Origin of the sequence: Cupriavidus numazuensis (assembly GCF_905397435.1) — a bacterium.
GTDB classification, from domain to species: domain Bacteria; phylum Pseudomonadota; class Gammaproteobacteria; order Burkholderiales; family Burkholderiaceae; genus Cupriavidus; species Cupriavidus numazuensis.
In genome coordinates this window covers 26,623-41,245 of record NZ_CAJPVI010000002.1, presented here as the reverse complement: position 1 = coordinate 41,245, position 14,623 = coordinate 26,623, and the positions used below count along the sequence as shown (strand labels likewise).

Genomic DNA, 14,623 nt, shown 5'->3' with positions numbered 1-14,623 from the left:
AAATCGCACGCGCGGGAGTGTAAACTGCTGGATTTTTCGCTCTGGCGACATGCTCCAAGCTCCACGGCGCGCAGGGTTCAGCGGCCCCACGCTGATCCGCCTGCTGGTTCGCCTGACCGGCGACGACGCCCCCGAATCCGGACAATCACTTTCCGACCAGCTCGGCCAATGGCTTGGCTGGACGGACGCGATCGCCTTGTCCGCCGCGCTGAACGGCAATCCGCCGGCGGCGGCCGGCGCGCGCGCGGCCGGCACCGAGCAGGCCGACTGTGCCCGCGTCAAGGCCGCGCTGGCGGCAGCCGTTGCGGAAGACAAGGCCGGCAGCAGCCGGCAGCGCGGACGGCCACGCCCGGCCGTGCCGGACCCGGCGGAGGCGGTTGTCGACTATGCGCCACTCCGCCAACGGTACGTCACATTGCAGCAGGCCATGGAAACGGAAATCGGCAGCCTGCGCGGCCGGCTGCGGGCAACGCTGGCGGCAAGAGGTGCCGGCATGACGCGCCTGTCCATGGTCGATGCCGTCATGGAGCGCGTGCTGGGCGCGCGCGAACAGGCGCTGCTGGCTACCGTACCCGGGATGCTCGAAGGGCACTTCACGCGCCTGCGCCAGGCCGAGGAAGCCGCGCTGGCCAGCGCCCAGGCGGCGGGCAAGCCGGCACCCGCGTCGTCCCCCGCGTCGTCCGGTGCCTGGCTGACCGTCTTTCAGAACGATATGCAGAGCGTGTTGCGCGCCGAGCTGGACATCCGCTTCCAGCCGGTCGAAGGATTGCTCGCGGCGCTGCGTGACAGCTAACCCAACCATCATGACCCGACCCATTACTCATATCGTCGTCTTCCTGGCAGGCCTGGCCGTCGTGGGCTGGATCAGCGCCGGCTACGCGGGCACCAATGCGCTGGCCCTGGCCGTCACGCTGCTGATCGGCGGCTTCTACCTGGCCGGGGCGTTCGAACTGAAGCGCTACCGACAAGCCACGTCCTCGCTGGCGCAGGCCATCGCGGGGCTGTCCGAGTCGCCCGCGAGCCTTGCCGGCTGGATCGAGCCTCTGCATCCGAGCCTGCGCAATGCCGTGCGCCTGCGCGTCGAAGGCGAGCGCACCGCCCTGCCCGGCCCGGCCCTGACGCCCTACCTGGTGGGCCTGCTGGTCCTGCTCGGCATGTTCGGCACGTTCCTGGGCATGGTGGCGACGCTGCGCGGCACCGGGATCGCGCTTGAAGGCGCCGCGGACCTCGATGCCATCCGCGCGTCGCTGGCCGCGCCGGTCAAGGGGCTCGGCTTCGCGTTCGGCACGTCGGTCGCCGGCGTCGCCACCTCGGCCATGCTGGGCCTGCTTTCGGCGCTGTGCCGGCGCGAACGCATCGAGACCGCGCAGGCGCTCGACGCACGCATCGCCACCACGCTGCGCCCGTTCTCGCGCACGCACCAGCGCGAAGAGGCGTTCCGGCTGCTGCAGCGGCAGGCAGACGTGATGCCCACGCTAGTCGACCGGCTGCAGGCCATGATGACGACCATGGAGCAGCAGCACCAGGCAATGTCCGATCGGCTGGCCGCCAGCCAGGCCGTGTTCCATGACCGCACCGATGCGGCGTACGGCCGGCTCGCCGACGCCGTGCAGCAGTCGCTGACGCAAAGCATCGCCGATAGCACGCGCACCGCCAGCGCGGCGATCCAGCCCGCCGTCGAGGCCACCATGGCAGGCATCGCGCGCGAAACCGCGGCGCTGCACACCACCGTCACGGACGCCGTGAAACTGCAGCTCGACGGCCTGTCGACTCGCTTTGAAGGCACGACGGCCACCGTCGCGGACCTGTGGCAGCAGGCACTGGCCGGACACCAGCGCACTACCGAGGCGCAGGCCAGCGACCTGCGCGCCACGCTCGATGGCTTCGCGCAGACGTTCGATCAACGCTCGGCCGGCCTGGTCGAAAGCGTGGCCACGCGCCTGGATGCCACGGCGGGCAGCGCCGCCGAAGCCTGGAACGACGCGCTGGCGCGGCAGGCAAGCCTCGGCGAGAAGATGGCCGGCGACAACCGGCAGGCCGTGGCGAATGCCGCAGCCGCGTTTGAGCAGCAAGCCGCTTCGCTGGTGCAAGCCGTGGCCCGCACCCATGCGGACCTGAAGCAGCAACTGTCCGCGCAGGACGCCCAGCGCCTGCAGGCTTGGACGGACACGCTCGGCGCGGTCGCGGCGACCCTGCGCAGCGACCTGGAACAGGCCAGCGCGCGTGCCGCGAGCCACCAGCAGGAAACCGCCGCTGCGCTGGCGCAGACCGCGCGCGATATCTCCGCCGAGGCGCGCACGCATGCCGGCAGCACGATTGCCGAGATCGATCGCCTCGTCCAGGCCGCCGAGCATGCCCCGAAGGCTGCCGTAGCGCTGCAGGAGGAACTCGCCTCGCGCGATCAGCAACGCCTGACTGCGTGGACCGAGGCACTGGCCGGCATGGCCGCTGTGCTGCGTGCGCAGATGGAGCAAGCCAACGCAGCGGCCGCTGGCCATCAGCAGCAGATCACGGAAACGCTGGCACAGACCGCACGCGATATGTCGGCGGAAGCGCGCACGCACGCCAGCACTACCATTGCCGAGATCGACCGCCTCGTGCAGGCCGCCGAGCTGGCCCCGAAAGCCGCTGTCGCGCTGCAGGAAGAACTCGCCTCCCGCGATCAGCAGCGTTTCACCGCGTGGACCGAGGCGCTGGCCGCCCTGGCCGCGACGCTGCGCGCGCAGATGGAACAGGCAGGTACGAACGCCGCTGAGCAGCAGCAACAGATCACCGAAACGCTGGCACAGACCGCACGCGATATGTCGGCCGAGGCGCGCACGCACGCCAGCACCACCATCGCCGAGATCGAACGCCTTGTGCAGGCTGCCGAACTGGCGCCGAAGGCTGCCGTAGCGCTGCAGGAAGAACTCGCCTCCCGCGATCAGCAACGCCTTACCGCGTGGACCGAGGCACTGGCCGCCATGGCCGCAGCGCTGCGCGCACAGATGGAACAGGCCAACGCCAGTGCGGCTGGCCATCAGCAGCAGATCACGGAAACGCTGGCACAGACCGCGCGCGATATGTCGGCCGAGGCGCGCACACACGCCAGCACCACCATCGCCGAGATCGACCGCCTCGTGCAGGCCGCAGAGCTGGCCCCGAAGGCCGCTGTCGCGCTGCAGGAAGAACTGGCCTCCCGCGATCAGCAGCGCTTTACCGCGTGGACCGAGGCGCTGACCGGCATGGCTGCGACGCTGCGCGCGCAGATGGAACAGGCCGGCGAACAGTCGTCCGACCGCCACCAGGCCATCACCGAAGCGCTGGCACAGACCGCCCGCGATATCTCGACCGAAGCCCGCACGCACGCGAGCAGCACGATCGCCGAAATCGATCGCCTCGTGCAGGCCGCCGAGCTGGCCCCGAAGGCTGCCGTCGCATTGCAGGCCGAGATCGCCGCGCGTGAGGAGCAGCGGATGGCCGCCTGGACCGAAACGCTCGGCGCCATGGCATCGTCGCTGCGCCAGGAATGGGAGCAGACCACGGCGCAGACCGTCAGCCGCCAGCAGGACATCTGCGACACGCTGGCGCAGACCACGCGCGACATCTCCGCACAGACGCAGGCACAGGCGAGCCACACCATCACCGAGGTTTCTCGCCTCGTGCAGGCCGCCACCGAAGCGCCCAAGGCCGCGGCCGAAGTCATCGCCGAACTGCGCCAGAAGCTCACGGACAGCATGGCGCGCGACAACGCGATGCTCGAAGAGCGCGGCCGCCTGCTTGAAACACTGGGCACGCTGCTCGACGCCGTGAACCATGCGTCCACGGAGCAACGCTTGGCGGTCGACTCGCTGGTCACCACCACGGCTGGCCTGCTGGACCGTGTCGGCACGCGCTTCCATGAGCAGGTCGAATCCGAGACTGGCAAGCTCGCTACCGTGGCGGCACAGGTCACGGGCAGCGCGGTCGAAGTGGCAAGCCTCGGCGAAGCGCTTGGCGTTGCCGTTCAGGTGTTCAGCGAGTCCAACGACAAGCTCATGGCCCATCTGGAGCGTATCGAGACCGCGCTCGACAAGTCCATGACGCGCAGCGATGAACAGCTCGCGTACTACGTGGCACAGGCGCGCGAAGTCGTCGACCTGAGCATGCGGTCGCAGAAGCAGGTGCTTGAAGACCTGCAGCAACTCGCCGGGCAGCAGGCATCCAACGCAGAGGCCGCATGAGAGACGACTTCGACGCCGGCGTCGAGCCGTCGGTACCCGCATGGGCCGTGTTTGGCGACCTGATGTCAGTGGTGCTGGGCGCGTTCGTGCTGATCCTGCTTGGCGTCATCGGCGCGCAGATGGAACTCACGGCCCGGCTCGAGAAAGAGGCCAAGCAGCGCCAGGAAGAAATGCAGCGCCGCGAGAGCCTGGAAAAGGCGCTGGCGGCCCCGCTCGCCGCCGGCCGCGTGACGCTTGTAAACGGCCGCATCGGCATCAATGGCAGCGTGCTGTTCGCGCTCAACTCCGACCAGCTCCAGCCACAGGGCCGTGACGTGCTGAAGAGCCTGGCCGGCCCGCTGTCGGCCTATCTGCGCTCGCGCGACGAGATCCTGATGGTCAGCGGCTTTACCGACGACCAACAGGTAGGCGAACGCAACCGCCGCTTTGCCGACAACTGGGAACTGTCCGCGCAGCGCGCGCTGACCGTGACCCGCACGCTGATCGATGCGGGCATCCCCGCCGCTTCCGTGTTCTCAGCCGCGTTCGGTGCCGAGCAACCGGTGACGTCGAACGCCGACGAGGCCGGCCGCGCCAAGAACCGGCGCGTGGAGATCGCCCCGGTACCGCGCGTGTCGATGGGAACGGCCAAACCCCATGGCTAGCGACGCCATGCAGGACACGCTGGCCGCGTGGCGCGAAAACGGCGCCGACCGCATCGACCCGGTACGGTTTCGCCTGATCGAAGCCATGGCACGACGCGCGGCCGCGCACAGCGGCGACGCGCGCCGGCTGCTCGATGACAGGCTGTCCGAACTGGTCAGGGCTTATGGCGATGCCGTGGGGAAAGCCGAATGCCCGAGCGACACCGCGAGCGGTGCGCCTCGAACCCCCGTGCCCGTGCGCGGCGCGCTGGCCGACGTTGTCGACTACATCGCGAGCCGCGTGCAGGAGCCGGACGCCATGCCTGCCCGCAGCGCCGCGACTCCGCGCAACACGCCACGCGCGGAACCCGGGCTGATCGATTACTTCCGCGACACCTGGACCCGCGTCAGCGCCGGCCAGCAGTTGCAGCAGTCGCTGGAGCGCGTCCCCGAGCATGCGGGACCGCTGAATTCCAGCCACCTCGTCCACCGTTCGCTGACGCTGATGCGCGAGATGTCGCCGGGCTACTTCGAGCAGTTCCTGTCGTACGTGGATGCGCTGACGTGGCTGGAACAGATGAGCACCGGCGGTGCCATGGCGAGCAAGGAAGCGCCGCGCGCCGGCGTCGTGAAGAAGGCCACCAGAGCCCGGGCGCGCAAGTAAGCCACCCGCGCGCAAGCCGTATCTGCCCTTGGTGGCAGAGAAGCCGATCTTCTAGGATAGATACGCTAGCGAAACGACCGTCAAGGCAGAGCGCCTGATACGACGCTGACGAACCAGGTGACGGTTACGAAGCCTCAGGAGGTAACAGCTATGCCTGCCACCAGGATCGAGATGTGCGACGGCGATGGCGACGGAGTCCTGGTCATCCGGGACGACGGCGCCGAATTTTCGGGCGTCGCACTGGACCTCTCGAATACGTTCGGTGAAGACGTCGTCGCGGATCTGGACAAGCATCAGTTGCTTGACTGGTGCGAGAGGGTCGCGGCGCACCTGCGGGCCCAGGGCGTCACGCCGAGCGCGGGCGCATCCGGGAGCTACGTGAACAAGACCAGTCAGAGTCATACGAAAGCGCAGCCCGGCGTCGACGACCTTGTGCAGTCGGCGGCATCCTGATCGAGCGAACGCTCGACCGTCAGATTGCTGATAAAGCTCGCTTGGCAGCTTGTTTGCTCCCCTCTCCCGCTTGCGGGAGAGGGGTTGGGGGAGAGGGCAGGCGCATGGCAAGCACTGTTGCGCCTCACTTCGTGGAGACTCCTGCCCTCTCCCCCGCCCCTCTCCCATAAATGGGAGAGGGGAGACAACAATCACGGCATTGACTCTGTAGCAGGGCCTCACGCTCCGCCGGAAGCAAAGCGTTTATTGGGTTCATCGGCGCCTGGTGGCAAGCCCCCAGCGCAGCCCCTGATCACCCAACCTTACGCAGGAAACCCTGCTGCCCACCATTGCGATTCGGCGCAAAGCCGTTGGCCTGCAGCGTTTCATCCACGGTGTCATAGAACTCGCCGATCCGGCACATCTCACGCGCTTCCTTGGCCGTAGCGATCGGGCGGCTCATCTCTTCAGAAATCCGCACCAGTTGCTCGATCTGGGCCACCGTCCCCATCTTCTTCGTACGCGTCTGGTTCCACAGCGTGTCTTCGGTGCCGCAACGGACATGCAGGCCCATCGCAATGCCCATCGTGTTCACCGGCAGCACGTTGCACACCGAGCTTTCCACCGTCAACACGGCGCCATCGGGCACGGCGCGCACGAAGTTGGCCAGGCTGTAGATGCTCGGCGAGTCCATGCCCCCGCCAATCGCCACCCAGTTCATGACCAGCGGGCCCTTGTAGATGCCGCGGCGCATCAGGCGCTCGACGGATTCGAAGCTGTTGAGGTTGTAGCACTGGAACGCACTCTGGATCCCCGCGGCGCTCAGGCGGCGCACGTGTTCCTCGACCCAGCCCGGCTGCGCCGGCACGGTCATTTCCTTGTAGGCGTTGAAGACCTCCGGGTCTTCCATGGAGCTGCCAGCGATGTCGCGATGATCAAACTGCTCGAGGATGTTCATCTGCGACGTATTGACGGTGACCGTCACCTGGTCAGGCGTGGGCTCCAGTTCGGCCAGCATGTGGCGCGTGTCGTCCGAGAGCCATTTGGCCGCCGCGCCGTCCGATTCGGGCGCGAAGCTGATCGACCCGCCGACCTGGATGATCATCTCCGGTACGCGGGCGCGGACACCGGCGATCAGTTCATTGAACTTGGACAGGCGCTTGGAGCCCTTGCCATCGAGTTCGCGTACATGCAGATGCAGAACGGTGGCACCCGCGTTGTAGCAATCCACCGCTTTCTGGATCTGGTCCTCCATGGTGACGGCGATGTCCTCGGGGAAGTCCGAGGGCATCCATGAGGGGGCATATGGTGCGGCCGTGATGATCAGCGGTTGCTGGTTTTCGGGGAACAGGTGTCCGTCAAGGAAGTTCATGGCAAGTCAGGAAAAGGATTTGGGAGGGATTCCGGCACTCCCGAATCCAGGAAGGCCGACAAGGCTGTAGTCTAGGAACCCCGAGCCTTCCTATCTCTCTCATTTGACGACATAGGCATCTCATTTCATGACAAAATGAATGAGACTACGGTTTCTGCGCAGCACAGCGCCGGACCACACGCTGCATGGACGAGACGCGATGGGCACGTTGATGCGTACCGGGACGCTGACCAACTATTTCAAGGTTGCGCAGCAACTGGACTTTGACCCGCAGCCGCTGCTGCGGAAGCTGGGGTTGACCAAGGAAATGCTTGCCGACCCGGAATGCCTGATTCCGGGGAGTGCTTCCGTCACCCTGTTGAAAGAGTCGGCGCGCCTGACCCAATGCCCGACCTTCGGACTGCGCGTGGCCGAGCGTTGGCAACTGTCCGACCTCGGGGTCATCAGCGTGCTGCTCACGCACCAGAGCACCCTGCGCGATGCCGTTGGCACCCTGATCCAGTATCGGCACCTGCTGAACGAGTTCCTCGTCATCCGCATGGAAGATGTCGGTAGGAAGGTGATCGTGCGCGAGGAACTCGTCGCGGATGAGGCCGGCACATCCATACAGTCGACCGAGCTGGTGCTGGGCTCGCTGTCACGCCTGTGCAGCACACTGATGGGCACCACGTGGCACCCGCTGAGCGTCCATTTCACGCACGATCCTCCAGCTGACCTGCGGCTGCACCGCCGCGTGTTCGGAGGCAAGCTGGAATTCGCCAGCTCGTTCAATGGCATGATCTGCCGCGCCGCAGACATGGACTTCCCCAACCCCATTGCGGACCCCGTCATGGCCCGCCACGCGCAACGCTTGCTCGAGGGACTGCCGGGAGCCAACGAGCCCTCCATCGTGCTTGAAGTGCGCAAGGCCATCTATCTGTTGCTGCCGCTGGGGCGCGCGACCATCGAGCAGGTCGCCCAGGGTCTTGGCATGAACGTGCGAACGCTGCAGCGCCAGCTCGACAGCGCCGGAATGGTCTTCTCGGACATGGTCAACGGCGTACGGCGCGATCTCGTCATCCACTATATGGACAACAAGAGCTACACGCTGGCGCGCATTGCCGAGTCGCTCGGATACTCGGCCTACGGCTCGTTCGTACGCTGGTTTGCGGCGCAGTTCGACATGACGCCAACGCGGTGGCAGAGCCTGCGCCAGCAAAAGGAACACGGTCGAAGTCCAATCCGCATCCATAGCTGATGCGACCCGCATGCCTTCGCGATGACGATGCGCATGCATCACTTCTGACGCTTCGTAGATCACAGGACGGATCCGGCGGCAGCCAGCCGCTGCCTTCCATCGAAATATCTATACGGCCGCTACAAAAGATTCACTTCTGCTTGCAGAGCACATCGCTCAGCATCTGTTTATCTCTGGTCACGTGCCAGGCCAGAGCATGCGCTTTGCAAGCGCCGCCCGGCGCAAGCCCCGGCTGCCTGTATCCACTGCGTCCCCCGTATGGAGATCCAGAGAATGCTTGCTCAAATCGCTGCGACGTATCGCTACTTCATGTCGGTCGTGCCCTTCCGGCTCACGCCCGCCATCATCAGCACGGTCGTGCTGGTCACCCTGCTGCTCCTTCCGGCGCCGGAGGGCCTGAAGCCCGAGGCCTGGCATCTGGTCGCCATCTTCCTGACGACGATCGTGGCCATCATTCTCAAGGTGATGCCGATCGGCGTGATGGCGATGATGGCCATCGTCATCGTCTCGCTGGCGCAGGTGACGTCGGACTCATCGAAAGGCGCTATCGCCGACGCGCTCAGCAGCTTCGACAATCCGCTGATCTGGCTCATCGTGGTCGCGATCCTGATCTCGCGCGGCCTGAAGAAGACCGGTCTGGGCAGCCGTATCGGACTGATCTTCATCTCGCTGCTGGGCAAGCGCACGGTGGGCATCGGCTACGGACTGGCGATCTGCGAACTGGTGCTGGCGCCGTTCACGCCCAGCAATACCGCGCGCGGCGGCGGCATCGTGCATCCGATCATGAAGTCCATCGCCGGCGCATTCGACTCGGATCCGGCCAAGGACACGCAGGGCAAGGTCGGCACCTACCTCGCTCTGGTCAACTACCACGCGAACCCGATCACGTCGGCCATGTTCGTGACCGCCACCGCGCCAAACCCGCTGGTCGTCGACTATGTCGCAAAGGCCAGCGGCGGTACGCTGACTCTCAACTGGACCACCTGGGCCCTGTGCATGCTCGTGCCCGGCCTGCTCTGTCTGCTGGTGATGCCGTTGATCATCTACGTGCTGCAACCGCCCGAACTGAAGGCGACGCCCAACGCCATCGACTATGCGCGCGGCGAACTGGAGCGCATGGGCCCGCTGAGCGGACAGGAACGCGTGATGATGGGCGTCTTCGCCGTGATGCTGGTGCTCTGGGCAAACCTGCCGGCGATGGCTTTCGGTCCCGACCTGACGCTCGATCCGACCGTGGTCGCCTTCCTCGGCCTGTTCGCGCTGATCATCACCGGCACGATCGACTGGGACGACGTGCTGTCGGAGAAAAGCGCCTGGGACACGCTGATCTGGTTCGGCGCCCTGGTCATGCTCGCCGAGCAACTGAACAAGCTCGGGGTCATCACCTGGTTCGCGGGGAACATGCGCGACACCATTGCCGCCAGCGGCATGGGCTGGCTGGCAACCGCCGCGGTGCTCGTGCTGGCCTTTGTCTTTTCGCACTACCTGTTCGCAAGTACCACCGCCCACATCAGCGCCATGATGCTGGCCTTCCTGACCGTGGGCGCGCACCTGATCCCGCCGCCCTATGTGCCCGTATTCATGCTCATGATGACGGCCGGATCCGCGATCATGATGACGCTGACCCACTACGCCACCGGCACGTCCCCGATCATCTTCGGCAGCGGCTACGTGACGCTGGGACAGTGGTGGCGGGTCGGCGCGGTCATGTGTGTATTCGAACTGATCGTCTTCGCCGTAGTGGGCGGTATCTGGTGGAAGATCCTGGGATTCTGGTGATCCTCACCCAATGCGCCGCCGCGTACGAGGACTGATGCAGCGCGCGCATTGGGGACTGGAGTTCAGTCCAGCGACACTCCCGTATCCGCCGTCAGCTTCAGTACCACCGGCAGATAAGCCTTATAGGCCGCGACCGCTTCTCCGGGCAGGTTACCCAGCGGCTCTGCGCCCATGTCCTCGATCTTCTGGCTGACAGCCGGGGTCTTGACCAGCGCGCTGACTTCGCGCCCCAGCCGCTCGACCACTGCATCGGGCGTCTTCGCCGGCGCCAGCAGGCTGACCGGGCCAACCAACGCAAAGGGATTGTCCTTGTAGCCCGCCTCGGCAAAGGTCGGCACGCCGGGCATCCCACGTGCGCGGCTGGTGCCCACGACCGCCAGCGCCCGCAGGCGACCGTCGGCAATATGCTGCTTGAGCGACGTGATCGAGCCCACCGTCAGGTTCACCTGCCCGCCGAGCAGGTCCGTGATCATCGGCCCCTCGCCGCGGTACGGCACGTGCAGCATGTCGATCCCGTACGTCTTGTCCATATATGCCTGGATCGTGTGAGGCTGCGTGCCGGGCCCCCATGATCCCATCACCAGCTTGCCCGGCTGCTTCTTCGCGTAGGCAATCAGTTCGGCCACCGTCTTCACCGGCACCGACGCATTGACCGCCATCACCGTGCGCGCGACGGCGACGTCGGAAATCGGACGCAGATCCGTGCGCGGATCGTACGGCAGCCGTTTGTAGAGCACGATATTGGCCGTGAGCGGGCCCGGTATTGTCATCAGCAGCGTATAGCCGTCCGGCGCCGACTTGGCGACGTAGTCCGTGCCGATGCCGCCGCCAGCACCCGCGCGGTTCTCCACCACCACCGGCTGTCCCAGGCGGCGCGACAGGCCGTCGGCGACCGTGCGCGCCAGCGTGTCGGTCAGCCCGCCGGGCGGATACGGCACCACCATGCGGACGGGCTTCACCGGGTAGGTCTCGGCGCCCTGCCCGAAGCACGGCACCAGCGCCAGCGTCAGTGCCGCGGCGCCCAGTGCGCGCATGGATATCGACAAGGTCCGGCGCCGGGCGGCGCGGACGGGACGGTGTACGGTCATGCTGTCTCCACATATCCGGGCTGTGCCGCCGGCAGCGCATGGCTTTGGCAGATCGCCCTGTTTTAATACGCTGCATTAATTTCAGACAGAATGTAGCAGAGGCCCAGCGAAGGCCGGCATGGTGGAAACCCCAATGCCCGCGTGCACGGCCAGCGCCTACTCTGTTTCCACAATTTAATACGATGAATTAAATAACGAACGGAGACTGTCAGATCGCCATGAACGCACCCCGCACTCCTGCTTCCGACCAGGCCGCGCTGCTGCGCGACGCCGTCGTCTACACCTATCCGCTGTACGAAATGGCGCGCATGCGTGCCGCCACGTGCCCGCGGCGCCGCACCGACGGCACCTTCGCCGGCGACACGCCGGACAACACGCTGCGCTGGGTCAACCAGCTTTTCCACTCGCGCGCGCTGCTTGGCCCGCAGCACCGGCAGGTCGTCACGCCGAACAACGACACGCTCTACACCAATGCCTGGCTGGATCTTTCCGAAGGACCGGTGTGCATCAGCGTGCCGGACACCGCGGGGCGCTACTACGTGCTCGGGCTGCTCGATGCCTACACCAATCCCTTCGGCGGCATCGGCAGCCGGACCACCGGCACTGGCACCGGACGCTACCTGCTGCATGGTCCGCGCTGGCAAGGCGAGATTCCATCCGGCATGCAGGCGGTGCAGTGCCCGACCAATGCAATCTGGATGATCGGCCGCTGGCTCGTCGATGGCGAAGCCGACCTGCCGACGGTGCACCGCTTGCAGGACGCCGTCAGCCTGACCCGCCTCGACGGCACGCCGGCCGCGCGCGCCTTCGACGTCGGCATGCAGCCCGGTGAGCGCGCCAGCGACCCGGTGCGCTTCGCCGCCGTGGTCAACCGCATGCTGCGCGACAACCCGCCCCCTGCCGAGCAGGCCGAACATGTCGCCCGATTTGCCGCGGTCGGCATTGGCGCAGAGTGCGACGCGGGGACGATGGACGATGCGCAGCGACAGGCCTTGTCTGCCGCACTGGCAGCGCTTGATGCCGAACTCGCCGCACCGATCCCCTCAGACCTTGGCGGCGGCTGGTCGCTGCCGGTGGAGTTGCTGTCCACGTTTGGTGAACGCTATCTCGAGCGGGCGCTGGTCGCGCGCAACTACATCGGCGCGCTGGGCATGGAAGAAGCGATGTACCTGATCGCCGATTGCGATGGCGACGGGCAGCCACTCGACGGTCGCGCCAGCTATGAATTGGTCTTCCCGGCAAACGGGCTGCCGCAGGTCGATGCGTTCTGGTCGCTCACGCTCTACCGCAAGTCCGATTGCATGCTGGTGGAAAACCCCTTGTGCCGGTATTCGCTCGGGGACCGTTCGCCGGCGTTGCGATATGAAGCCGATGGCAGCCTGCGGCTGCTGCTGGGTTCGCGCGCACCCGATACGCCATCAATGCAGGGCAACTGGCTGCCCGCACCCGATGAGCCGTTCTATGTCGCGCTGCGCCTGTACGTACCGCGCAAGGCCCATCTGGACAAGACCTTCGCGTATCCGCCAATCCGGCGCGTCAGTGCATGAACGCGTGATCGCGTGATGTCATGCCGCTGCACGGCAGCGGCAGCCCTCATCCCTTGCGCGTCTTGCCGCTTCGGCGCGGCGCGCTCGTGGTGCGCGTGACCGGTCCCGTGAGCCCTGCCGTGCAGTAGTCGGCCAGTTCGTCGACGGGCGGCGCGCCATGCTCGGCGCGCGTGCGCTGGTACCAGTCCGCCAGCGAAAAGACCGTACCGTGGTTGAACCACATCAGGCGATAGTCCATTACCTTGGCCGGCACGTCCGGCAGCGCGGCCATGATCATCCGCCGCGTGCGCACCAGCCCGGTCATTGCGTCCTTGTCGAGCAGTTCGGCATTGAACAGCGTCGGGCTGAACATCGTCTGTGCCGCCACTTGCAGATAGCTTGCACCCCATGCCGTCTCGACCACGGTATCGGCCAGCGCGCTGATCGATGCATACACGATCGCGCGCACATCGCCTGACTTGCCGGCCGCCTCGACTTCGTCGAGATAAGCGTTGCGCAGCACGTTGACATGGGCCAGCCGCAGGTTCAGCAGATGGGCGACCAGTGCCTCACGCGAACCGAAGTGGTAGTGCAAGGCCGAGCGGTTGCGCTGGCCCGCCTCGACCACGATCTGCCGCAGCGGCACCTGCTCGATGCCATGCTCGGCGAACAGCCGCTCCGCGATTTCCAGCATGCGCATGGCGGTTTCGCTTTGCTGCGAGGCGGTGGATGTAGCCGCCTCGGCCGGCGGGGTGCTTGCCTCGGCGACGAGGGAACTGAGGGTGCGGATGCGGGGCATTCCGGGATTTTTGGATTAGAGGTTGGATTGATTATCAGAGCGTGGGGGCGTTCAGGCAATTAGGGCGTCCTCTTGTGGTTGGGGTGTCGCTCTTGGCATGCGCCGCTGTTTCGCCGGCGTAGCCGGTGGGGCTTCTCGTGGGGTGGGTTATCGTTCTTGGCATGCGCCGCTGTTTCGCCGGCGTAGCCGGCGGGGGCTTGTAGTTCGGGCTGGGTTGTCGCTCTTCGCTGGCGCTGCTGTTTCGCCGGCGTAGCCGGCGACCTCCTTTTGTCCGAGCGACAAAAGGAGGCAAAAGCGCGTTTACGTGGCCAAACAAGGGCTCGATGCCGTTGTTGCATCAGAGGACCGCTGGACTGCCTGCCGCGTAGATGATTAGGATGGGACAGCGCGTACGAGCGAACCCGGATTACGGAGTGGTCCCTTCTAACAACGCCCTCACGGGGACGCCTACGGCTGCGCTACGCGCGGCTCGGAGTAAGGCCGCGAAGGTCTGACCCGAACGGCGCTCCAGTGACGATGCCTTGGGCGCATTGCATGCGCGTAGAGACAGGAAATTAGGAACTGGAACTGGAATGGGGACTCGGGCACCAGCGACGCTGATGAGATCGCATCCAGACGACGACCTGCGCGCAGCGCAGCCGAAGGCGTCCCACCGCTGCCCTTGTTGAAACGCTGTACCCGAGTCCGTCTTGGGGATCGTCCAAAAGCCGTGCCGCGCGAGGCACAGGTTCTGACTCACATGGCGTAGCAGGTTGGAACGGCCGACCACCATCGCTGGCGTCCAAAGCCGTTTGAACCCCTGCCGCCGTGGAATTGATGGCCAGCGGCAACGACGCGCTTTTTGGTTACTTTTTGTCGCTCGGACAAAAAGTGACTCGCCGGCTACGCCGGCGAAACAGCG

Annotated in this window: 11 protein-coding genes; 8 read left to right on the top strand and 3 right to left on the bottom strand. The window is 66.0% G+C overall.

Annotation, left to right across the window (positions count from 1 at the left end; genetic code table 11):
• Nucleotides 1-49 precede the first annotated feature (49 nt).
• The 5 genes from KHO41_RS02185 to KHO41_RS02165 all read left to right on the top strand — a co-directional run bounded on the left by KHO41_RS02185 (nucleotide 50) and on the right by KHO41_RS02165 (nucleotide 5,942).
• Entirely contained in the window at nucleotides 50-793 is a 744-nt protein-coding gene (locus tag KHO41_RS02185) for a DUF3348 domain-containing protein (protein ID WP_211951672.1), read from the top strand.
• Between the two features lie 10 nt (nucleotides 794-803).
• Entirely contained in the window at nucleotides 804-4,202 is a 3,399-nt protein-coding gene (locus tag KHO41_RS02180) for a DUF802 domain-containing protein (RefSeq protein ID WP_211951671.1), read from the top strand.
• Nucleotides 4,199-4,846, top strand: coding sequence for an OmpA family protein (locus KHO41_RS02175; RefSeq protein ID WP_211951670.1), 648 nt, complete (start codon nucleotides 4,199-4,201; stop codon nucleotides 4,844-4,846). The genes KHO41_RS02180 and KHO41_RS02175 overlap by 4 nt, the downstream gene beginning before the upstream one ends.
• Nucleotides 4,839-5,489 (top strand): DUF2894 domain-containing protein, encoded by a 651-nt coding sequence (locus KHO41_RS02170; protein WP_211951669.1) that lies wholly within the window; start codon nucleotides 4,839-4,841, stop codon nucleotides 5,487-5,489. Before KHO41_RS02175 ends, KHO41_RS02170 begins: the two co-directional genes overlap by 8 nt.
• 150 nt (nucleotides 5,490-5,639) lie before the next feature.
• A complete protein-coding gene (locus KHO41_RS02165; RefSeq protein ID WP_211951668.1) occupies nucleotides 5,640-5,942 on the top strand; it encodes a hypothetical protein in 303 nt (100 codons plus the stop codon).
• Nucleotides 5,943-6,234: 292 nt separating this feature from the next.
• Here the strand turns inward: KHO41_RS02165 and KHO41_RS02160 are convergent, their stop codons facing one another.
• Nucleotides 6,235-7,293 (bottom strand): BKACE family enzyme, encoded by a 1,059-nt coding sequence (locus KHO41_RS02160; RefSeq protein ID WP_211951667.1) that lies wholly within the window; start codon nucleotides 7,291-7,293, stop codon nucleotides 6,235-6,237.
• Between the two features lie 199 nt (nucleotides 7,294-7,492).
• On the opposite strand from KHO41_RS02160, the gene KHO41_RS02155 reads away from it, so the two are divergent.
• Nucleotides 7,493-8,530, top strand: a complete 1,038-nt coding sequence (locus KHO41_RS02155) for an AraC family transcriptional regulator (RefSeq protein WP_211951938.1) — start codon at nucleotides 7,493-7,495, stop codon at nucleotides 8,528-8,530.
• Between the two features lie 273 nt (nucleotides 8,531-8,803).
• Entirely contained in the window at nucleotides 8,804-10,309 is a 1,506-nt protein-coding gene (locus KHO41_RS02150) for a DASS family sodium-coupled anion symporter (protein WP_211951666.1), read from the top strand.
• Between the two features lie 62 nt (nucleotides 10,310-10,371).
• On the opposite strand, the gene KHO41_RS02145 is transcribed toward KHO41_RS02150, so the two are convergent.
• Entirely contained in the window at nucleotides 10,372-11,343 is a 972-nt protein-coding gene (locus KHO41_RS02145; RefSeq protein WP_211951937.1) for a Bug family tripartite tricarboxylate transporter substrate binding protein, read from the bottom strand.
• Between the two features lie 272 nt (nucleotides 11,344-11,615).
• Here KHO41_RS02145 and KHO41_RS02140 point away from each other — a divergent pair, with 272 nt between their 5' ends.
• Nucleotides 11,616-12,944 carry a DUF1254 domain-containing protein gene (locus tag KHO41_RS02140; protein ID WP_211951665.1) on the top strand — a complete coding sequence of 443 codons (1,329 nt, stop codon included), beginning with the start codon at nucleotides 11,616-11,618 and terminating at the stop codon, nucleotides 12,942-12,944.
• A 46-nt stretch (nucleotides 12,945-12,990) separates the two neighbouring features.
• Here KHO41_RS02140 and KHO41_RS02135 read toward each other — a convergent pair whose 3' ends face one another.
• Nucleotides 12,991-13,722 carry a TetR/AcrR family transcriptional regulator gene (locus tag KHO41_RS02135; protein WP_211951664.1) on the bottom strand — a complete coding sequence of 244 codons (732 nt, stop codon included), beginning with the start codon at nucleotides 13,720-13,722 and terminating at the stop codon, nucleotides 12,991-12,993.
• Nucleotides 13,723-14,623 lie beyond the last annotated feature (901 nt).